This is a genomic window from Lysinibacillus sp. FSL M8-0355, assembly GCF_038008985.1.
Lineage (GTDB): Bacteria > Bacillota > Bacilli > Bacillales_A > Planococcaceae > Lysinibacillus > Lysinibacillus fusiformis_D.
The window spans coordinates 2,207,403-2,228,659 of the sequence record NZ_JBBPAI010000001.1; the positions used below are offsets into that span (position 1 = coordinate 2,207,403).

At 38.2% G+C, this 21,257-nt stretch carries 26 protein-coding genes; 18 read left to right on the forward strand and 8 right to left on the reverse strand.

What is annotated here, in order from left to right; translation table 11 throughout:
- Positions 1-33: 33 nt before the first annotated feature.
- Positions 34-588 (reverse strand): hypothetical protein, encoded by a 555-nt coding sequence (locus MKY46_RS10800; RefSeq protein ID WP_249645696.1) that lies wholly within the window; start codon positions 586-588, stop codon positions 34-36.
- A gap of 462 nt (positions 589-1,050) precedes the next feature.
- Between MKY46_RS10800 and MKY46_RS10805 the strand changes: the two genes are divergently transcribed.
- Complete coding sequence (locus tag MKY46_RS10805; protein ID WP_340834137.1) at positions 1,051-1,689, forward strand: class I SAM-dependent methyltransferase; 639 nt, start codon at positions 1,051-1,053, stop codon at positions 1,687-1,689.
- Here the strand turns inward: MKY46_RS10805 and MKY46_RS10810 are convergent.
- Positions 1,679-1,924 (reverse strand): hypothetical protein, encoded by a 246-nt coding sequence (locus MKY46_RS10810; protein ID WP_340834140.1) that lies wholly within the window; start codon positions 1,922-1,924, stop codon positions 1,679-1,681. The genes MKY46_RS10805 and MKY46_RS10810 overlap by 11 nt on opposite strands.
- A 392-nt stretch (positions 1,925-2,316) precedes the next feature.
- Here MKY46_RS10810 and MKY46_RS10815 point away from each other — a divergent pair, with 392 nt between their 5' ends.
- The 8 genes from MKY46_RS10815 to thrS all read left to right on the forward strand — a co-directional run bounded on the left by MKY46_RS10815 (position 2,317) and on the right by thrS (position 8,485).
- The gene (locus tag MKY46_RS10815) at positions 2,317-2,715 is read left to right on the forward strand and encodes a MarR family winged helix-turn-helix transcriptional regulator (RefSeq protein ID WP_089932212.1); all 399 of its coding nucleotides are present in this window, start codon (positions 2,317-2,319) and stop codon (positions 2,713-2,715) included.
- Positions 2,715-3,062, forward strand: coding sequence for a DUF3147 family protein (locus tag MKY46_RS10820; protein ID WP_036122492.1), 348 nt, complete (start codon positions 2,715-2,717; stop codon positions 3,060-3,062). The genes MKY46_RS10815 and MKY46_RS10820 overlap by 1 nt, the downstream gene beginning before the upstream one ends.
- A gap of 15 nt (positions 3,063-3,077) precedes the next feature.
- Positions 3,078-3,563 (forward strand): GNAT family N-acetyltransferase, encoded by a 486-nt coding sequence (locus MKY46_RS10825; protein WP_058843178.1) that lies wholly within the window; start codon positions 3,078-3,080, stop codon positions 3,561-3,563.
- Between the two features lie 48 nt (positions 3,564-3,611).
- Positions 3,612-4,076, forward strand: coding sequence for a hypothetical protein (locus tag MKY46_RS10830; protein ID WP_340834141.1), 465 nt, complete (start codon positions 3,612-3,614; stop codon positions 4,074-4,076).
- Positions 4,077-4,210: 134 nt separating this feature from the next.
- Positions 4,211-4,717, forward strand: a complete 507-nt coding sequence (locus MKY46_RS10835; RefSeq protein WP_340834143.1) for a hypothetical protein — start codon at positions 4,211-4,213, stop codon at positions 4,715-4,717.
- A gap of 121 nt (positions 4,718-4,838) precedes the next feature.
- Positions 4,839-5,171: a hypothetical protein gene (locus tag MKY46_RS10840; protein ID WP_340834145.1), complete on the forward strand. Its 333-nt coding sequence runs from the start codon at positions 4,839-4,841 to the stop codon at positions 5,169-5,171.
- Positions 5,172-5,447: 276 nt separating this feature from the next.
- Positions 5,448-5,807 (forward strand): hypothetical protein, encoded by a 360-nt coding sequence (locus MKY46_RS10845; protein ID WP_340834147.1) that lies wholly within the window; start codon positions 5,448-5,450, stop codon positions 5,805-5,807.
- 761 nt (positions 5,808-6,568) lie between these two features.
- The gene (thrS, locus tag MKY46_RS10850; protein WP_036122474.1) at positions 6,569-8,485 is read left to right on the forward strand and encodes a threonine--tRNA ligase; all 1,917 of its coding nucleotides are present in this window, start codon (positions 6,569-6,571) and stop codon (positions 8,483-8,485) included.
- A gap of 129 nt (positions 8,486-8,614) precedes the next feature.
- Here the strand turns inward: thrS and MKY46_RS10855 are convergent, their stop codons facing one another.
- Together MKY46_RS10855 and MKY46_RS10860 are read right to left on the reverse strand one after the other, a co-directional pair.
- Positions 8,615-9,085 carry a hypothetical protein gene (locus tag MKY46_RS10855; protein ID WP_036122471.1) on the reverse strand — a complete coding sequence of 157 codons (471 nt, stop codon included), beginning with the start codon at positions 9,083-9,085 and terminating at the stop codon, positions 8,615-8,617.
- A gap of 174 nt (positions 9,086-9,259) precedes the next feature.
- Entirely contained in the window at positions 9,260-9,430 is a 171-nt protein-coding gene (locus MKY46_RS10860; RefSeq protein ID WP_036122469.1) for an aspartyl-phosphate phosphatase Spo0E family protein, read from the reverse strand.
- Between the two features lie 902 nt (positions 9,431-10,332).
- On the opposite strand from MKY46_RS10860, the gene MKY46_RS10865 reads away from it, so the two are divergent.
- From MKY46_RS10865 to MKY46_RS10875, 3 genes are read left to right on the forward strand one after another with little or no spacing between them, the layout of a single operon-like run.
- A complete protein-coding gene (locus MKY46_RS10865; RefSeq protein ID WP_036122466.1) occupies positions 10,333-10,920 on the forward strand; it encodes an SMI1/KNR4 family protein in 588 nt (195 codons plus the stop codon).
- Entirely contained in the window at positions 10,917-11,405 is a 489-nt protein-coding gene (locus MKY46_RS10870; RefSeq protein ID WP_051891650.1) for a GNAT family N-acetyltransferase, read from the forward strand. The genes MKY46_RS10865 and MKY46_RS10870 overlap by 4 nt, the downstream gene beginning before the upstream one ends.
- The gene (locus MKY46_RS10875) at positions 11,402-11,833 is read left to right on the forward strand and encodes a GNAT family N-acetyltransferase (protein WP_036122463.1); all 432 of its coding nucleotides are present in this window, start codon (positions 11,402-11,404) and stop codon (positions 11,831-11,833) included. Before MKY46_RS10870 ends, MKY46_RS10875 begins: the two co-directional genes overlap by 4 nt.
- Positions 11,834-11,847: 14 nt before the next feature.
- On the opposite strand, the gene MKY46_RS10880 is transcribed toward MKY46_RS10875, so the two are convergent.
- On the reverse strand, positions 11,848-12,585 hold the full coding sequence (locus MKY46_RS10880) for a class I SAM-dependent DNA methyltransferase (RefSeq protein WP_036122460.1): 738 nt from the start codon (positions 12,583-12,585) through the stop codon (positions 11,848-11,850).
- Positions 12,586-13,115: 530 nt separating this feature from the next.
- Here MKY46_RS10880 and ccsB point away from each other — a divergent pair.
- Positions 13,116-14,285: a c-type cytochrome biogenesis protein CcsB gene (gene ccsB / locus MKY46_RS10885; protein ID WP_058843189.1), complete on the forward strand. Its 1,170-nt coding sequence runs from the start codon at positions 13,116-13,118 to the stop codon at positions 14,283-14,285.
- 381 nt (positions 14,286-14,666) lie between these two features.
- Here the strand turns inward: ccsB and MKY46_RS10890 are convergent, their stop codons facing one another.
- From MKY46_RS10890 to MKY46_RS10900, 3 genes are all read right to left on the reverse strand, one after another.
- Complete coding sequence (locus MKY46_RS10890; RefSeq protein ID WP_036122451.1) at positions 14,667-14,867, reverse strand: cold-shock protein; 201 nt, start codon at positions 14,865-14,867, stop codon at positions 14,667-14,669.
- A 228-nt stretch (positions 14,868-15,095) separates the two neighbouring features.
- Positions 15,096-15,722: a response regulator transcription factor gene (locus MKY46_RS10895; RefSeq protein WP_036122449.1), complete on the reverse strand. Its 627-nt coding sequence runs from the start codon at positions 15,720-15,722 to the stop codon at positions 15,096-15,098.
- Positions 15,697-17,895, reverse strand: coding sequence for an ATP-binding protein (locus MKY46_RS10900; protein WP_036122447.1), 2,199 nt, complete (start codon positions 17,893-17,895; stop codon positions 15,697-15,699). The genes MKY46_RS10895 and MKY46_RS10900 overlap by 26 nt, the downstream gene beginning before the upstream one ends.
- 189 nt (positions 17,896-18,084) lie before the next feature.
- On the opposite strand from MKY46_RS10900, the gene MKY46_RS10905 reads away from it, so the two are divergent.
- From MKY46_RS10905 to MKY46_RS10925, 5 genes are all read left to right on the forward strand, one after another.
- Positions 18,085-19,002 carry a hypothetical protein gene (locus MKY46_RS10905; RefSeq protein WP_036122444.1) on the forward strand — a complete coding sequence of 306 codons (918 nt, stop codon included), beginning with the start codon at positions 18,085-18,087 and terminating at the stop codon, positions 19,000-19,002.
- Positions 19,003-19,091: 89 nt separating this feature from the next.
- The gene (locus MKY46_RS10910; protein WP_036122437.1) at positions 19,092-20,069 is read left to right on the forward strand and encodes a thymidylate synthase; all 978 of its coding nucleotides are present in this window, start codon (positions 19,092-19,094) and stop codon (positions 20,067-20,069) included.
- 87 nt (positions 20,070-20,156) lie between these two features.
- The gene (locus MKY46_RS10915) at positions 20,157-20,435 is read left to right on the forward strand and encodes a hypothetical protein (protein ID WP_231744951.1); all 279 of its coding nucleotides are present in this window, start codon (positions 20,157-20,159) and stop codon (positions 20,433-20,435) included.
- 44 nt (positions 20,436-20,479) lie between these two features.
- Positions 20,480-20,686, forward strand: coding sequence for a hypothetical protein (locus tag MKY46_RS10920; RefSeq protein WP_036122432.1), 207 nt, complete (start codon positions 20,480-20,482; stop codon positions 20,684-20,686).
- Positions 20,687-20,792: 106 nt separating this feature from the next.
- A complete protein-coding gene (locus MKY46_RS10925) occupies positions 20,793-21,206 on the forward strand; it encodes an Rrf2 family transcriptional regulator (protein WP_101966627.1) in 414 nt (137 codons plus the stop codon).
- Positions 21,207-21,257: the final 51 nt, after the last annotated feature.

Consider the following 21,257-nt stretch of genomic DNA (forward strand, 5'->3'; position numbering starts at 1 on the left):
ACGCTGCAATAAAAATTGATCTTCTTCATGAATTTATTTTATCTTCTTCCATTCATCAGTAAATGTTTTATCTCCGAAAAGTCTATCTAAATATACTTCTAATCCTTTTAAATCCAACATTTCATAAGCACCAAAATGAATATGAAAATATTCATAACTAAAATCGCTGACCTTTCTTTTAAACCTTCCTGAAAAGATTTTAACAAGTTCTTCAAAATCATCAGTTTTAACTTCTAAATAATCTTGAATAGCAGAGTAATGATACCAAGAAAGTTCATCATGAGATTTAAAACCGAAGTTTCTAACTAGAGATATATCTTGCATATTCAAAATATCTAGATAATATTTGAAAACTTTATTTCTAGTTTGAAGGTTAGGAGTTTTTATGACCATTAAAATAAAAGTAAAAAGAAAGATTTCATTTCTTAAAAAGTCCTCCTTTTTAATTAACTTCTGTCTGAGTATGTACCTTTGCAACTTATTTGAGCTAGGTATTTTCTTGTAACCAAAAGCTTTCCATATATGATAGGATTTAGTGTATTTCAATGACTCATCCATAATATTCTCAGTATAGTGAACTAATTCCATAGTGCAACACCACCTAAAAAGTATAAATTCACGCATATTCAATAAAGATAAGACCACTCTTAGTAAGAGTGGTCACTTAAAAATTGAGCGACCAAAAAGGCGACCAACTAGAAAGATTTAAATAGTTTCAAACAACCTATAACAAACAAAAAAATAAGAGAAAACTTAATATATAACAGAAATGTCAACCTAAAAAGTATTAAAAACCTTCAAGTAACCACTAATGAGCATTACAAGTGAATGCGTTCATGTCGATTCCTCCTTGAAAGAAAACTACGATTATTATAACATCTTTTGACATTTTGATAAATGCTAAAGCTCTACTTATTTTCTGAATTGTTTGATAGGTAGAAAATTGGTATAATGGTCTAAATTGGTTGACAGAGGGGGACTTTTTATGAAACAGATGACTGCATGGAAAACAACGCTTACTTGGAGAATTTATCAATTGTAGGAGGCATTATGATACTCAATAAACAAGGCTTTGATTTATGGGCGGACGGGTATGATCAAACCGTGCAACTAAGTGAAGAAAATAATCAATATCCATTTGCAGGCTATAAAGTGATTTTAAATAAAATTTTTAATGAAGTAATGGAGGTTCCTGCTTCCACGGTTTTAGATATTGGCTTTGGGACAGGTGTATTAACAGCGAAGCTTTATGAACATGGGCACGCCATCAATGGCCTCGATTTCTCATCCAATATGATCGCCATTGCGAAGGAAAAAATGCCTCAGGCCAACTTAATCGAGTGGGACTTAACGAAAGGCTTGCCACCAGCGCTATTACAGCAATCATACGATGCCATTGTTAGTACGTATGCGCTTCATCATTTTACAGATGAGCAGAAGATTACGTATATTACACAATTACTACGGCAGCTAACGCCAACTGGTAAAATATTAATTGGCGATGTTGCCTTTGAAACAAGAGCGCAGCTGGAACAATGCCGTCAAGACAGCAAAGGTTACTGGGATGATGATGAATTTTATTTTGTCCATGAGGAGCTAAAAGCCTCGTTACAGGATATTTGTCAGCCTAGATTTTATCCGCTATCGCATTGTGGTGGGGTTTTTGTGATAAAAGCTATTACGAGATAAAATGACAGTTCTTCTCCACATAAAAGGAGCTATCGAATGGATAGCTCCTTTTCCCTGTTAAGCAAACATCGACAAAATATATTTGCCAGATAGCATAGATAGTGAGTGCACTCATGACAGAGATGCCTGGTTTAAACCAGCTAAAGGCTAGCATAGTAAATAACAGCATGCCAACCGCTCCAAAAACGGTGTTTTGTAAGACGGTATGAAAGGTATCTTCCTTCCTATTTTTCATTTGCATGCCTATATTAATTATAAGCGTGAGTATTGGCAGGCTGTACAAAAATCAATACTTAGATTGGCTTAGCAGCAACGCTAACACCATAATGGTGCCACCTACTAAAAAATAGAGAAAGTATAACATAGGATGCCCTCAATTAAATTTAGAATAGAATAATAATACTGTGGAAAATGTTTGTGTGTACAATTACCTCTTCATCCTATTTAGCAAAATATGCAGAAAGATAGGTGGGGACAAAAAATAGAGAGACTATTTCTGAGAAGGCGTGTCTCACTCAATCTATTCAAAAGAAATATCTGAAAATATAAACTTTAATAAGCTATCTTTTAATATATCGCTCTATACGATATAATCGCATAAAGCGATATATTAAAGGAGTTAGCATGATGATTAAAGAGATAAATGACTATTTTACAACGATATTCTATCATCTACATACAACACATGAGGATGTTATTTCCCATCAAAACGTACGTATTTTACAGATGATTCAAAAGGAAGAGGAAGTCACGGTGCGTGATATTGCAGGATTATTAAATATTTCTCATAATACAGCATCAGAGCATGTGAAAAAGCTAGAGCGGCATGGCTGGGTGACGAAAGAACGAGGGCGTGACGACCAGCGTAAAGTGATACTTCATTTAACAGCACAAGGTCTACAGGTGCTGAAGAAAAACTCGGAGTTAGATGATGCTAAGCTACAGCAAGCCCTTCATCAGCTAACTGAACAAGAACAGCAAGCCATCCTCCAGGCATTTCGACGTCTAAGTGAGGTGGCAAAATAATGTATACATTTTTTAAAATCCTGAGCTCAGCAGCCATCATTGGTATTGTGACAGAGGTGGCACGAAGGTTTCCTACCTATGGCGGAATTATTGCCGCATTACCATTGGTCAGTATTTTAAGTATTATTTGGCTAACGGTGCAAAGTGAGCCAAGTGAGCATATTCAGCGCTTTACAGTGGGTGTCATCGTTGGTTTACCAGCAACGATGTGTATGCTTTTTGTTATTTATATGGCGATGAAATCCTCGATGCATATTGTACTCGCGATTGGTCTCGGTGTGCTGTCATGGGCTGTGTTCCTAAGCATACAAAAGGCCATTGCAGGTGTTTTTCATATTTCGATGTAAAAGGGGGAGTTTTATATGACAATTATGGCTATTCATCAAGTGCCAAAACAAGAGGTAAACCAATTTTTTCAGGAGCATTGGGGTTCGACCGAGATGGTCATTTCCAGTGGTATCTATAATTGTAGTGAATTAGACGGCTTTGTTTTTGTAAATGAGCAACAAGCAATGATTGGTTTGATCACCTACATTATACGAGAAAGGGACTGTGAAATCATTTCATTAGATAGTACAGTCGAGGGCAAAGGCATTGGGACAGCTCTTGTGAAAGCCGTCGAACAGACAGCGGTGGAACAAAACTGTGCAAGCATTTCTTTAATTACCACAAATGATAATTTGCATGCCTTAAAGTTCTATCAAAAACGAGGGTATTGTTTAATAGAAATACTGCGTAATGCAGTTGAAAAAGCGAGGGTCTATAAGCCTTCTATCCCATTACTCGGCGATGACGGCATTCCGATACGAGATGAAATACGTTTACAAAAACAACTTGACTTCCAATAAGTCAGGTTGTTTTTTGTTATACTGTGGATGAGGAAAGAGAGGGAAAGCATGAAAAAAATACTATTTATTTTAGTACTGAGTGTGCTTGTGGTCGGAGCTGTTTTTATGATTTATCTCAAAAGTAATCCACCACTCGCCATCGAAAGCTATACAAGTAAGCAGGGGAATGAGGCAGTCAAAATCATTGCACTTGAGAATAAGGGCTTGCGTGATATCAAGCTAACACAGCTACTTGTCAATGACCAGCTTCCTGAGAGTACAGAGCTTGTCATTAGTAAGTCAGAACCATTCGAGGCGGAAACTAAGCTAGAGGGAAATGAGCATCTATCCTTTCATAAGTTATCACAGCGTACGATTTTACCTCGGCAATACATAGATCCACAAGCCATTGGCAAGGAGCCTCAGCATTATGCGGTTCAAGTCCAAGCTCCTGATATCAGGAAAATAACGATTCAATATGAATATTTAAAAATACCTTTTACGCTAACTGCCGAGCTACAAGCATACAAATAACCAATTGCAGAGCAAATTTTGTCTTATCCTTTATGCCTGTGTCAATTCCTAAGATTGTTTGATGAAAAGCACCTATCCCTCCTAAATCATGGTAATCTTATAGTAACAGCAATTGTGATACTAGGAGGGACCTAATGGCATTTATCATTTGTGGTATAGTACTATTTATCTGTGTTATCACTGTGGTTTTAGTGTTTAGGAAAAAGTTTTCAAAAAATGATATTATGCTTGACGTGACAGCCACCTGTGAAGGGAGAAATGAAGACAATCAAGCAATTATGAAAATATATTTTACGTATTCCATTGGTCGTCTTGTCACAAGGAAACGAGATATCATAGGTAGTATTGAGTGGTCTGAAGGGTGGATGCCTGTCAGCTATAACTTAAAAGAGCATGGTGTTTATCGTGAGGAAAAACTTCTCTATGCAACGAACGAGCAGTATTATTCTACCTTTGAAATCAATGCGACGAATGCTATTGATGAACAAGGTCGAGGAGAGGGCTATGTTGTCCTTGTACTGGAAAAGCCGAATCCTTCTCATATGTCCAGAGCAGGTGTTGTACTAGCTGTCACTGCCAATATGGTTACCTATCAATTAGCAGACTCAACCAGCTGGCACAATGATGTGGTGGTCCATTAGCTATCCAATTTATTGGATAGCTTTTTTGGTGCTTAAAAGTAAATTTAGGCCGTTTATGGAACCAAATGGTGGGAATATCGTATAGAAAGAGGAAGGACTTGTAGGGTGAAGGAGGATATGGATGTCCAAATGTTCAAGCAATAGCTGTGACTTAAAGCTAGTCGCAATCGATGAGCAAATATGTGCACTTTTACAGCAACGTAAAGAGGTATGCAGTCATACCCCAGGTTTTCCCTCAGATGAAATCATTTCGGAATGGGCACAGCAATATGGTTTCGATCACACTTTTTTAGCTATGTTCTTTCACTTAATGAGAAGAGAAAAATACTATAATCCAAAAGTAGAACCAACAGGCTTCCGTCACCATATCCCTGTGTTACAAACGGTAGAAAAGGGAGGGCGATTGTATACGCTTTCTTCTATTCGTCAATATGAAAATGCCAGTATTGTGTAGTTATTAGTTGATTGGGATGAGCAGCAAGAACCAGAGCAAACGATTCAACAAAAATTAGAGCGAAAACATCTTGGTCTATTCATTGATGAGTCCTATGAATGCCAAATTAGAGGTACAAGAGGCTCGAATGGGCATGAAAGCAGTACATTTATAGTGACGCCACCCTTGCCAGAAGATATCCAAGGATTTGATTTTGTTTTTACACAATACGAAGATGTTTTTGAGGAAAAACCTACAGGATGGGCTGTCACCATACATGGTTAGGAGGAATGTTCAATGAAAAAATGGCTTTTTCCATTGGTCATCGTAGTCATTCTAGTAGCGGCCTGTCAAAGCCCTGAGCAAGAGGTGCACTATATTGCCAAAAGTGAGCATTGGAAAGCAATCTATCACAGTAATGGTGATGAGGGCTTACGCTTATTTTATCTAGGGAATCATGATGATCTAGGACCTTTAGAAATCACGATTGAGGGGACAAAAGAATCCCAAAGTTTAAGCGATGTTCAGTTAAATAAAGATGGCTATTATTCCTTCACAAAGAAAGAAAGTGAGAAAATGTTTAAACGAGAGGCAAAGCCAATGATTCATGTGCAATGGCAATCTGAGAGCGAGACTTTAGAAGTGAAAAATCATTAGGAGATAACAAAAATATGCGAATTGAACAACGCGAGGATGTAGTCATCATAAATGGATTGGAGATTGGTGGATCTATTCAAAAAATGCACCACATGTCAAACTCAGATTATTTATGATGACACGTTCGATAGTTATTTTTGTGCAAGCTGTAATGAGTGGCTTGAGGAGGCATGTGAAGATCCGCATTGCACCTACTGCGTCCAACGACCAAACTCCCCATTGTCAGACAATCGCTAAATTTTTTTTATTTTCATGTTTGACAAAAAATCCACGATTCGTTATAGTAATTAACAATTTCATACAAAAATGAAATAAGCAATGATAAGGACAAGAGATTCGATTAACCATTTTCAGAGAGGGAAGCACTGGCTGCAAGCTTCCTAATGTTGTGATCCCATCTTACTACCTTGGAGCTGTGCTTGGAAACTTGCACCGTCTTTTGCTACGTTATAGCAAAGTCAATGAGCCACTAGCACATAAACTAGTGGGAATTTGGGTGGAACCACGGGTAATCAACACATACTCGTCCCTTCTTAGGGGCGGTTATGTGTTTTTTTATTTTGATTCAGCAAATATTTTTTGTATCGAAAGCATAGCGGCAGATATAGAAGGCCCTTTCCGAAGGGGAACGGAATCAAGATAAAAAGCCTCTGGCGGATGTCCTAGATTTTGAAGAGTAGCTTTTCGAGCTTGCTTGAAAAAAATCAGGACACAATACCCTGAGGCGTAAATGATTTTATAACAAAAAAGGAGTAGAGAACATGTCAAATCAAGATATTCACATTCAATTTCCAGATGGTCAACAGCAAACTTTTACAAAAGGCGTGACACTAACCGATATTGCGCAAGCTATTCGTCCTGAGCTTCGCAAAAAGGCAGTAGCAGGAAGTGTTAATGGAACCATCGTTGATTTGACGCACCCGATTACAGCAGATGCTCAAATTTCATTGTACGATGCAAGCTCGAAGGAAGGAATCGAGGTTATTCGCCATTCAACAGCTCATCTATTAGCTCAGGCGATTAAACGACTTTACCCCCATGCCCAATTTGGGGTAGGACCAGTGATTGAAAATGGTTTTTATTATGATATAGAGATTGCAGATACGCTAACACCGAGTGATTTGCAGCGAATTGAGAAAAAGATGAAACAAATTGTGCAGGAAAATGTCCCGATTCACAGGCGCGAAGTGTCACGACAAGAAGCCAAACAATTATTTGTGCATGATGCGTTAAAGCTAGAACTGTTGGAGGCAATACCTGCGAATGAGACAGTAACGATTTATGAGCAAGGAGAGTTTTACGATTTATGTCGCGGCCCTCATATTCCATCCACAGGTAAGTTGCAGCACTTTAAATTAATGCAAGTGTCAGGTGCGTATTGGCGTGGCGATAGCAACAATCAAATGCTCCAGCGTATTTATGGAGTAGCTTTTGCCACAAAAGAAGAATTGCACAATCATTTTGTATTTTTGGAGGAAGCGGAAAAACGGAATCATCGCAAGCTAGGCAAAGAACTATCGTTATTTATGTTTTCAGAGGAAGCACCTGGCATGCCTTTTTATTTAGCAAACGGTCAAATTTTACGCAATGAGCTGGAATCGTATTTGCGCAATCTACAAGCGAAGTATGACTATAGAGAAGTACGGACTCCACTGATGATGAACCAACGTCTATGGGAGCAGTCGGGACATTGGGACCACTATAAGGATAATATGTATTTTACACAGGTCGATGATCAGAGCTTTGCCTTAAAGCCTATGAACTGCCCTGGTCATATGCTGATTTTTAAAAATTCCTTACACTCTTATAGAGATTTACCCATTCGTATGGCGGAATTTGGGCAAGTGCACCGACATGAATTTAGTGGAGCCTTGAATGGTCTATTACGTGTACGTTCATTTTGTCAGGATGATGCCCATATTTTCGTAACACCACAGCAAATTGAAGATGAAATTGCCTTGGCATTAAACATTATTGATGAAGTGTACAACGTCTTTGGCTTCGAGTATACGATTGAATTATCGACACGACCAGATGATTATATGGGTGATTTGGCTTTGTGGGTTCAAGCGGAGGGGGCACTGGAAAATGTCCTCAAGAATTTAGGTATTGCCTATACGATTAATGAGGGCGATGGGGCATTCTATGGACCGAAGATTGACATCCATATTAAGGATGCCATCCAGCGCAGTCATCAGTGTGCAACGGTTCAGCTCGATTTCCAGCTACCGGAGAAATTTGATTTAACGTATATTAATGAAAATAATGAAAAAGTAAGACCTGTTGTTATTCATCGGGCAGTGTTTGGCTCGATTGACCGCTTCTTAGGTATTTTAATTGAACATTTCAGCGGGGCATTTCCGACTTGGCTTGCACCACAGCAAGTACTAGTGATTGGTGTAGCAGACGTGCATCAAGCTTATGCTAAGCAAGTAGTAGAAGCTTTACAACAGGAACAAATTCGTGTGCAATTAGATGATCGTCAAGAAAAGCTCGGTAAAAAGATACGCGAAGCCCAATTGCAAAAAATACCGTATATTATTGTTATTGGTGATCGAGAGGTTGCCAATCAAAGTGTAGCTGTACGTAGACATGGTCAGCAAGATTCCACTGACAAAACACTACAGCAGTTACGAGATGAAATAAAGACAGCCATCCAACAAAAAAGTTTATCTTAATAGTCAGCTATAGAAAAGAAAGCTTGCTTTGAATGAAGAACATTCGAAGCAAGCTTTTCAATTATTAAAATTATTTATTTCTATTTTTTGAAATGACTACTAGAATCTACATGATGTGCATACAATGAATTAAAGGTGCTTGGTACTTTCTTGAAAATGCGAATGTCCCAGTAAAATTTCCTGGGTTTCAGCGTCGATGACAAGAAATTTGCGATAGGTCTCATCGGTATTGTGCTGAAAGGATGCTAAAAAATAAACTTGTCGATTGGGATGAATAAAAGTATGTTGAGAGAGGTCTATTGTTTCCTGTTTACCATCTGTTTGTAAATAAAAGCTCTGTGTCGCATTTGCTACATCTTTAAAAGCTATCTTTTGACGAATATTCAATGAAGCATTGGTATATTCCTCATAAATTGCACGATTAAGCTGCTGATAAAATTCGTCCTCATCACGAAACGATTGAAATTGGTTGTTTGGATATTGATATAGTGTGTTTATTTCAGTTGGTGTGCAAAGTGTGGGTGTTGTATGGTCTACTGAATGTTGAGGTGGCAATATTATTTTGGAAACAACCATAAAAGTTAAGAAAAATACGTGCATCGTTCAACCTCCAAATGTTTTCTTATCAAAAACATCGCCTAGTTTTTCTTACTCTATACATAAAAACGCTGGCTAGAGGGAATGCATGTATCATCCTGGATAAAACCAGCCAAAGAAAGTTGGTCTGGCTTTATCACTATCTATTCTTTCTTCTATATATATGCCTCGTTATGATTAGGAAGCTTGTGCTTGTTTTAAATATCTATTAAGTAGGACATCCAATTCTTGACTGTAATCTACTACGGTAGGGTGGGTGAAACCAAGATCCTTTGCTTTTTTATACATAATTCTACGTTTGATCTCAATTTCCGCCTTCAAGAATTGTTTAAGTAATAAGTTTACCAAGATATTTTCCTCCTAATTTTTTTATCCATATTCTTGAAATACATTTTTTATGACCTCGATTCAACTTTCTCATTGTATATCACTTATATTAAAAAAAATGTCATATTGTGTATCATTTCTCAAATTCGTAATTTAGTCATAGATAAGAACCTTCATCCTATTTGATTTTAAAGAAAAAATTTATCTATAATAGATAAAATATACTAATAATTCCTCCCTTTATTGAATTGAATATGAGACTTAAAACCCTATCGGCGGAAAATGGTGGGGTTTTTAGCTTGCTGTAATTTAGAAAGTATTAAGAGAAAAAATGAGAAACTTTAAACCTTTTATACTATGCAAAAAGTTGCTGTTAGAGATCGAATTTTCCGATAATTCAGCGTGTTATTCATATCTTGTCACATTTTAGCAAATTCCCTTTGATGTTGTTTAGAAATGTGGACATTTCATTTTGTATGGTGAAATGTTGAGAATTTTTGAAATTAATGGAATAATAAATGAGAGGCTTGAGGTGATGAGGAGTATGGTGAAAAACACGTTTATATCGTATTTTTTCAAGTTTACTAGCCGTATGTAAAAGAGAGGAGCCTTCACAGGAACCGATCATTGTGTATGGCATTCAGAAGATATAGCTGTGTAGCGGATGTATCCTTGGACAATAGGGAGCGCTATGATGGGTTTCTAAATGATGGGAGAGTAAACCTTTTCACCAGAGGAAATATTGCTAATAATGTTCGAGTTTGTGGAAGAACCTCGTGTTGGTAACTTCCCGTCTACTGCGTTTTTGCACTCATCGGCACAATGCCTTCTTCATGAATACTTACATAATAGCAGGTAGCGTTTAGAGAATGGTAAATGTTTATGCTAAAATATGTCATAGATTACGAGAGAGAGGGATTACCATGCGTACCACTTATTTTAAAAATTTATTACAGCACTTACCTGAAGAAGAACAACAACAATTGCAACAGGCAAATGGTGCAACTGACGCCCATATTGAATCATTGCTAGAGATATTTCCGCTTTGCCCGCAATCATTGCTGGAGCTATTACGGGATGTCAATGGTACTTATTATTGTCGGCATGGTCAAGAAACAATCTGTGCCCTTGTGCTAGGCTCTGATTTAGGGGATTATCCGTATTATTTAAAGTCAGTGGAGCAAATCGTGGCAGACTATCATGACAAGCGTGAAACGATTTATGAACGTTATCAAGATTTTTTAGATTATGTCGAAGTGAATGACAAGATTAATATGCATGTGCCGATAAATGAACGTTTATGCTTTGCTGATTGCATGAATAATGGTGGAACCTCTAGCCTGTATATTGATTTTTCACCAAAGGAAGGCGGACAAGTTGGGCAAGTGGTCCGTTATGTGCATGATCCTGATAGTTTTGAGGTAATTGCCGCTTCCTTTGAAGATTATTTACAGCAACTTGTAGAGGGAGGTTATGAATTCACTGCTATTTACGAGGAGGAATTCGAATGACCATGCTGCTCATGTTCCATGAGGACAAAGCACAAACTTTAGTAGAACAATACACCCTAACAGAAGAACAGCTGCGTTATACAAATTCCCCAAAAGATAGCATTGAACTTGCGAAGCAGGATAATAGTCGACATGCCATTTTAGCGCTGGTCAGTAACAAGCTAGTCACTTTTTTTGTCTTACATGAAAAAGAAGGAGTGAAGCCTTATTCCTCCAATGAACAGGCGTTGTTAATTCGCTCCTTTTCTACGGATTATTATGAGCAGGGCAAAGGCTATGCTAAGAGGGCACTCCAATTATTACCTGATTTTGTTCGCAAGCATTTTCCACATATCAATGAGCTAGTACTAGGTGTAAATGTGCCAAATATAGCAGCTCAGAAACTTTATAAGAGGTGTGGTTTTGTGGATGAAGGCAGACAGGCAAAGGGGATTCGAGAGGAGCTAAAAGTAATGAGCTATTATATGAAGGAGACTCAAAATTGAGCCATATAAAAGAGGCAAGAATGGAGCATTTACAAGTACTTTGCACAATCGATCAAGAAGTGATTGGAGATGCATCCAGAACGGAAGAAATTCAGCAAGCAATCGAAGAGAAACGCTGTCTGCTATACCAATCCACCGATAATATTGCGGGGTTTCTGCTATTCACCAATGACTTTTTTGGCTATAGCTTTATTTCCTTAGTCATTGTTAAGCCGTCAGAGCGTAGAAAAGGCGTCGCGTCTGCCTTAATGAAGGCTTATATGCAAATGGCTAAAACGTCAAAAGTTTTCTCCTCTACAAATCAGTCCAATAAGCGGATGCAACAACTTTTTCACAATTTAGGCTTTGTCAAAAGTGGTGTTATCGACAACTTGGATGAGGGAGACCCAGAAATTATTTATATGAAACAAGCCTCACCACAAGCATAGGGTGAGGCTTTTGTTTATTTTTTGACTTTAATAAATAAAAAGGATGGTCTGCGTAGCTCCTTTTCAATAGAAGGAAGCTGTTGAATGGCCTCTTTGCTTGGGATAGGTTCAACGATTTTGTCAATGGATAACCCGTGCGTAATTAAGGTATTCATCATCGTTGCTATCGTGCGATGATATTTGACAACGCCATCCACCAACCATGTTTGCTGACGTAAGCCCTCTTCATGGTAATGATCCACTGCGTAATGCAAACGGTTATGGCTTTCGTCATAAATCCAATTATCTTCCATAGTGTGACGAGCCGTAGCAATAGGATGCTCCACAGAGAAAATAAATACCCCATTTGGCCGAAGCATTTGCGCAATTTGACTAATTACCTTATCGAAATCTTGGACATAATGAAGAGAAAGGGAGCTGGTTATACAATCAAAGCTATTTGAAGGCGCTTCATAATCCTCTATGGCTTGCAGCTGATAGTCAATGTGTGGATGAGCATGCTTCTGTTTGGCAATAGCTAACATATTGCTCGAAACGTCTAAGGCTGTCACATGCTTAGCGTGATGCTCCAGACAATATTGTGCGAATTCACCCATACCACAGCCAATATCAAGTATTTGTAAATTCGTTAATGGTGGTAGTAAGGACTTCATAGTGGGTTGTTCCAAAAGACCATTATAGTTATACGTTTTTTCTCGTAAAGCCTTGTATTGGTTGAAAAAAATAGGATTATCATAGATATTTTGTTTCATTAATAAACTCCATTTTGTGAAACATAACGTTATGTCAAGTGTGCGCATTATAATTGTCTCATGTGGCAATAAAAAGATATAGACTTTTATTACAATTCTTTGTAAGATGTAGATAGAGGCATATCATTTTTTGATAACAGTTAATTCCCATCTATTTACAAATTAGATGGTTTATTTTTTTAGAGAGCACTAATGAAAATTAATTGATGTCCAGTCTAACTAAGTCGAGCAGTTTCTCCAAGCTTCCTACATCATTTTTTTCTTCACTATCACTATTCTTTGCAGCAACTGAGTCACTACTTCTGTTTATAGTATCCACCAATGTCCATTTGCGAATGGGAGTGAAGTCCAGCATATGACAGGCTGATTTCATACCTTCTATGGATAGATTTGTTTTCCTTTAATGTCATAAAAATGTAACAATTCAAAAAAAGAATTGATTTAAAGGGAAAAGATGACACTTCTTGCAATCTATAACGTTCTTAATAGTTGGAAGCAAATTCCGAAATAGAGACGTTGGAGGGATTCGATTGAATCAAGAAAGCTTATTATCCATTAGTAGCAATGCTTTATTTATTGCCTTTATTCTCTTGCTTATAGCAATTGTGCCATTAGGGCTTGCTGTCAAATCAAAGAGGAAAATGTTCGGCAGGCTAGGTCTGCTTCTCACTTCTGTAGCCTTTGCCTTACAGCTTGTGTACTTTGTTGTGAGGTGGGTGGCGGTGGACCACGCACCCGTGAGTAATATGTATGAATTTATGACATTCTTTGGCATTATGCTCACAGGAAGTTATTTGATTATCCATTTTTTATATAAGCAGCTCGTCGTCGGCTTATTTACCATTCCTGTGTCATTAATCATCCTTGGCTATGGAAGCGTTTTCGCAAAGGAGGTCTCACCGCTTGTGCCATCCCTACAAAGTCACTGGTTAACTATTCATGTTATGACGGTAGCTTTTTCCAGTGCCATTTTATCGGTCTCCTTTGCCACAGGTTTGATTTATTTACTAAGAACGTTGGATGTTTCTAAAAAATCCATCAGTACATATAGTTTAGAATTTGTCTTGTATTGTTTAGTTGTCGTAATTGGCTTTATTGGTGTATCAACTGTTTTCAGCGTTGCCGCAGAAGAGGTGCAAGTTCAATTTGACAATTCACAAGGACAGCAAGAAAAAGCCACCTACTCCATGATGCCCTTGATTGTTAACAAGGGTGCGGTCACAAAAAATGGTGAAGGAATAGGCATAGTAGAAATAACGAATAAAATAGATGCCAAGAAATTAAATTCAATTGTCTGGGCATTTATCGTCGGCACGATTTTATATGGTGTGATTCGATTGATTACAAGAAAATCGATCAGTGCCGTATTAAAACCATGGACAAGCCGTGTACAGCCACAATTAATGGACGAAATATCTTATCGCGCTGTCGTCATCGGCTTCCCATTATTTGCATTAGGTGGTCTTTTATTCGCCATGATCTGGGCCCAAATTGCCTGGAGTCGCTATTGGGGCTGGGACCCTAAAGAGGTTTGGGCATTGATTACATTTTTGTTCTACGCAGCCTTTCTTCATTTCCGCCTATCCAAAGGCTGGGAAGGGGAGAAAACGGCTTGGTTAGCCATTATCGGCTTCGGCATTATTGTGTTCAACCAAGTGTTTGTCAATTTAGTGATTGCCGGCTTACATTCTTATGCGTAGGCAGGGTGAGCTGAGCCTTTCATGTGATTTTATGGAGGGGTTTTGGGTGACATGATTCTCGTTGTGGGAATGAAATGATCCTAGTTATGAGGGAATTGCTCTAAAGAGTGTGTCAAGTACTCAAAGCCACTCCAAAGTGTATGAAAAGCGCTTAGAAAACCCGCTCCATGGAACAGTGCTTATTTTATAAACTGGTGGTTTCATCGTTGGGCATTGTCGTTTTGTTTAGGGCACTGCCGTAGATACGGTGCTGTTTGCTAGGCAGTTTCCAATTGCCCATCAGGGAGAAATGTCTGTACCTGTGCAATCATAAGACAAACAAAAAAGAGACATCCGAAAATGGATGTCTCTTTTTATACGCACGTCTATGTTAAGTGAAGATTATAGTTTCACTACATTCGTTGCTTGAGGTCCGCGGCTGCCTTCTTCTACTCCGAATTCAACTTTTTGGCCCTCTTCTAAAGTTTTGAAGCCATCTGTTTGAATCGCTGAGAAATGTACGAATACATCATTGCCACCTTCAACTGCGATGAAGCCAAAACCTTTTTCTGCGTTAAACCATTTTACTGTACCTTGTGTCATGTAAACACCCTCCCAAAAAAATTCAACAATCAATTGCTTCCATCACATATAAAAACGTTTTCAAAAGCTCTTATACCAGTTGAATCTGCGTTTTTAATCATCGCAATGAAGTAATGTAATTATTAACTATATTATAGTACAGAATTGTTTGTATATCCAGTAAATTCCGTTTTTAGTAAGAAAAAATTTACATTTGTCATCTATTAGTAATATAACGATAGCGTCTCACTAATCTATCCATGCTTTTTCCTTGGCAACAATCACAGCCTCTGCGCGTGATTCTACACTTAGTTTCACAAATAGCTTTGATAAATAATTTTCTACAGTGCGCTGGGTGACGCCGATAGCAGAGGCGATGGCTTTATTCGTACAGCCTTGGGCAACGAGCTGTAAAATTTCCTGTTCTTTGTCGCTCAGTAATACCTCCTGTTGAACATTAGGTAGGTTGGCTCGTTGCTGGACAAAGTCTAAGAAATCAGCTGCCAGTAATATTTCGCCTCTTAGCGCTGCCTGAATCGTTTGGATGACCTGCTCCTTTGTCGCCAATTTTGATAATAGACCATCAATCTTTTTTTCAATTAACAGCTCATAGTAATCAGAAAGCTCGTAGCCTGTATAAAGAATAATAAGTGCCTCAGGTTGCTTTTTCCTAATCATTTCTGATAGTTGAATGCCATTAATAGGCTTCATATTAATATCGATAAGAAATAATTGAAAGCTTTCCGTCTCCATTCTTGGTAAAACGGCGGCACTATCCTGCTCCGTTTTGATTTGAACATTGGCTAAATCCTGTAGCAATGTTTTCGTACCATCTAAAACGACAGGATGGTCATCTATAATAAGTATGTTCATCATATGAATCACCGTCCTCTTGTATTTGTATAAAAATATGCATGCCTTCCTTGTGGCTCGATTGGATGGTGATGTCACCATTAAAAGCACGGACACGTTCACGAATGCCATTAATGCCCATTGAAGCAGAGGACTGAATTAAATCGTCAATGTCACAGCCAATTCCATTATCATCATATTGAAGGATAAAGCCCTGAGGTATCGCCTGTAATTTTAGTGAAACCTCGGTTGCCTCGGCATGCTTGATTGCATTATTGAAAAGCTCCTGAACGAGGCGATAAACCACAAGGTGGAGCGTGACATCCTGGAAGTGCACCCGGTCAATTTGAGCGTCTAATAAAAAGTCAGCACGTATTTTTACCTTTTGAATCAGTTTTTTTAAGGCCATTTGTAAGCCAAAGGTATCCAGGAGTGGGGGACTTAAGTTCTCGCAATATTCCCGTAAGTCCTTTGTTGCATTTATTAGCTGTTCCCGAATAGCTAGTACGGTCTCCTTTTGAATAGTAGGAGAGCTAGCAAGAACATCGAGTTCTCTGGCTAAATGCAGTTGCTCCTGCAAAATGGTATCGTGTAATTCTTGTGCTAAAATACTCTTTTCCTTCTCAATAATATTCCATAGCAATTTATCGAGCCAAGGAAGCGGCGTATCACTGGTGTTTTTCATATGCTGAATTTCGCGTACTAAATCTTCAATTTGCTGTAAATTATTAATAAACATCGATACATACAGTGCCAGCAATTCTAACCAAAGAAGCTCTTCCTTTTGAAGGGCATGTCGTATTTCTAGTAAAATTTTTTCATCCCCAGCATCGTGCAACAACAATTGGGTATAGTTGCTACCAAACTTTGGAGAAGGGGTTTCTTCTGTTATCGTACAGATATGGAATGCAGTTGTGCCTAGCTTCTCGGTAATTTCATATTTAAAACGATCCAATAACTCTTGTTGGTTTTTGGCTTTGCCCATACGTTGCACTGCTGCATATAGATTATGTACATAATTTCCAGTAGAAGAAAAGATAATTTTTCTATACTTAAAATCGATGCGTTCTTTAATATAGAAGCTAGCAATGATCACCATGAAAATTAGTAAAAATATACTTGTGACATGGACGATGGATAATTGACCTAAGAATAAGAGGGCAATCCCCGCAGTCGATAACAGAGCGCTGAAAAAGGCCAGTGTGGAATAATAGCGCAAACGTGATAATTGGTATTCAATATCAAATAATCGTTCGTTTACCTGAATGAACAGAAACGAGAACGGTATAAATAATAGAAATAACGCAGCAATTTCGGCATGTAGTAATGGCCTATGCCCTAAAATTTCAGGTGTGACGAAAAATAATAAAAAGGGTAAAAATGGTACAATAAAAGCAATGGCAATCAAGCGAATTTTCGCCAATTTCGTGCGTAAATAACTCGTTAATAAAATATAAATAGCATAAAGCACAAGAACCGCAAATAAGCTTAAGTTCAAGATAGGCATTATTTCACGTAAAGCTGGCACGTAGCTTTCAATAAGAGAACAGCCAGGAATGATAAACGGTAGAACATAAAGCCATTTGCTGTGAGGATAGGTCCATCTGATTTGTAAGTAACGGAAAAAATGCTGTAAAAAATGGATGAAGAGCACTAAACATAGCACAATGCTAATGCCAATGGTAATCATTCCAATCAGATTGCCTCTTGCCGAAGCGCCAGTGCTTATATAGCCCATGGAGCAGGTTAATAAAAATAAGACCAATAAAAATGTCGAGATGTTATCTTGATTGCGTCGCCAGACATAAAGTGCAACGCTGAAAGCTAAAAGAAAATAAAAGATCGGAAAGAGAATTTGCAAATATAATTCTTCTGGCATATCACTGTGCTTCACAGCAATGCTTTCAATGGTCCCATCAGACTTTTGAATCGTTAAGGTATTGGCACTTCGAATGATGGCATATAACTGAACAAAGCGATTCTCCATGGCTGGTTGTCCATCAATGGCCACAACGATATCGCCTTTTTCAATATTTTTTTGCGCAGCCCAGTGAGGATAGTAGCTATCTATAATGACTGGTTGACCGTTTGTCGTATCGAGAGTGAGGCTAATAAAGGGTGTTTTGATAGTAACGCCTAATACATAAATGCCAAGTATTAAATATGTAAGAAAAATAAAATATGTCCATTTTTTCATTGGGAAACCTCAAATTTGTGTATGATAATAATCTCCTATATATTATCGCTAATTATTGATAAATTTGGAATACCGAAATAACGTGTTTCGGAAAACCACTATTGCCTTTTCGGAATAACGAAATAGTGTTTTCGGACATGGCTATGATACGGTGAATTTAATTATTGTGACGAACAGGGGGTCTATTGCGTGAAAAAAGGCATTTGTACATTTATTCTTTTTTTCCTCATCGCTATGATTACCATTCCATTGACCACGAAGGCCAAAATGGTGAATCAAGATAAAGTCGAGGTAGAAATCGGTCTCATTGGTAGTGATCATCATTTTGTCTATAAGATTCCGAAGCATTTACATAAGGATATGCCCTATACAGACATGAAAAACGGTATTCAAGCTTCCTTAGCTAGTCATTGGGACATTGAAGAGGCCCGTTTCGAAGCCAATAAGTCGGATGTTGCCTATACCTTTTATATTCAGGATTTATTTCAAGAAAAGCGAGATGGCCAGCTAAAAGTAGCAATCCCATATCGTAATTTAGTAGGCATGTTTGGGGAGCAAGATCCCATTCAATTGCGTATTTTAGCGAGTAAATTATCGAGTTGGACTGTCAATACAAAGGACTGGACAGCGTTTGGCTTTATGGAGCCTTTTACTGTTTTAAGTGAGCGTGAATATGTTTATGAGGGAGCAGTTAATGATTTATTAAACCAGAGGGTTGGTCATTTTGATGGCACGATACAAAAAAGTCAATTGCTATTATACAGCATCATTTATTTTTGCTTTATGGCAGTCCAACTGCTTGCTTGCATGATTTTGTCTAGGCGTTTAAAAAGAAAAATCATCGAAAATCCAGACAATATGCACCAGTTCCGTAAACTTAATTATCTGTATCAATTGTTACCGATTTTGATTATAGTTGCCCAAATCGTATTCCTCGTGTTATCGGGCTTGATTACAGCATTCGGGCTTTACTTTAGCCCTGGCATTGATTTATTAGTCATCGTTGGACCGATTTTATTGAATATTATCTTATTGCCTACTTTTTTCGTCACAACCGAGAGTGAAATTTCACGGGAGCTCAATAACAATTCCTACCATTCGGGCTGATGACAGCTTTATTCAACATTTGACATACGAAAATCCGCTATGTAATGGTATAATGGTCAACAGCAAAAGTGAGGAGTTGTTGAACAAAAATGATGCATCCAGAAATGGCGTACTTAAATTTACTACAACATATATTAGAAAATGGCACGAAAAAAGAAGATCGGACAGGGACAGGTACATACAGTGTCTTTGGTTATCAAATGCGCTTTGATTTAAGCAAAGGTTTCCCACTTTTAACGACAAAGCGTGTCCCTTTTAAGCTGGTAGCGAGTGAATTATTGTGGTTCATTAAAGGGGATACGAATATCCGTTATTTATTGCAACATAATAATCATATATGGGATGAATGGGCATTTAAAAAATGGGTGGAATCAGATGCCTATACAGGACCTGATATGACCGATTTTGGCCGCCGCTGTTTAGTGGATGAGTCGTTTAATGCCTTGTATCAAAAAGAGCTGGCTTCATTTTGTGAGCGTGTCTTAACGGATGACGACTTTGCGCAGCAATACGGCGATCTCGGCAATGTCTATGGCAAGCAATGGCGTCATTGGACTACATCTGATGGCCAGAGCCTTGACCAGCTACAGGATGTTATTGATCAAATTAAGCATAATCCTGACTCACGACGTATGATTGTGAATGCGTGGAATCCTGAGGATGTTATCAATGCGGGGGCAAAGGGCAGTAAAGCGGCATTACCGCCATGTCATGTGATGTTCCAGTTCTATGTGGCGAATGGTAAATTAAGCTGTCAATTAATGCAACGAAGCTTAGATACATTATTAGGCTGTCCGTTCAATATTGCTTCTTACGCTTTATTAACGCATTTAATTGCACATGAGTGTGGACTAGAGGTTGGCGAATTTATTCACAGCATTGGGGATGCTCATATTTATGCGAACCATGTGGAGCAAGTGAAAGAACAGCTATCACGGGAGCCAAAGGACCTACCGACATTGCACATCAATCCAACTAAAACATCGATCTTTGATATAGAGCTTGAGGATTTATCCATTGAAGGATATGATCCGCATCCAGCTATTAAAGCACCGATTGCCGTATAATCCTAGCAGCAGCCGTCTTGGTTGCTGTTTTTTTCAAACGAAGCACTAGGTCTAACGATTTGTTTTACTAAATAGGTAAGCAGTTGGATGACTGGACGAATAGTAGTTGATTATAGTAATTATGGGATTACTAGCATTATTTGGAGCGAGTCAGTCCATTATCGTGTAGAGGTGAAAGTTGTGAAAAATACAATAGTACTTCAAGCAGATGAATGTGAGCGGCAGCCGAGTCATCAACGGCAAAAACAGGGTGCTACACAACAGGTGTGTTCTTGTAACACGAAGAAATTATCACAGCAGCAAATTCACGAAATGATGCAAATCATCGAAGAAATTCGTTTGAAAGGCTATAAAGAAACACTATAAATGTAAGCGCCTTCTAAGCTATAATGGCTGTGGAGGTGTTTTTTATGAATGTAATTTTTGTCGATTCATTTTCTGGAGAAGAGTTATTACATACGGTGTCACATGATGTGGCAGGTATATTGGCTGCAACTCAGGGAGAAAGTGTGACATTTCCAGTCGGTCATTTCAAATATGAATTTCATAACTTAGATTTTTATGATGACAATGGACAAATACGTCAGGAATTAGTGATATATGTGAAGAAAATATAAACGGCGTATTTGATGTAACAAAACGGAGAAAATAAATACAGGTGACAAAAGGGCTTGCTTTTTTTTGCACCTGTAACTATAATGGTTACAACAGGTGGTGATACATATGGTGAACAGTCGATTTTCGGTGGCGATCCATATTCTTTCTCTCATTGCTACAACATCTGATAAAAGCTTACTCACGTCCGACTATATGGCTGGGAGCGTGAATACTAATCCCGTTGTTGTAAGACGTATGATTGGCGTTCTAAAAAAGGCTGGCTTACTGTCATCACATTCGGGCATGGCTGGCTATGAGCTATTAGTCGAGCCAAAGGATTTAACACTTTTAGCTATTTATCAGGCGATGAATGGGCCAGAGCAGCTTTTTGCGATTCATGATGAGCCAAACCCAGCGTGTGCAGTAGGGCGGAAAATCCAACATACATTGGAAGGTGTCTATACATCTGTTTGGCAGGCAATGGAGGAGCAATTACAAGCACAGACGCTACAGGATGTGCTGGATCAACTTCGTGCTTAGACGGAGATGGTCTTTTTGTATCCAACCTGTAACTAAAATAGTTACAACTAA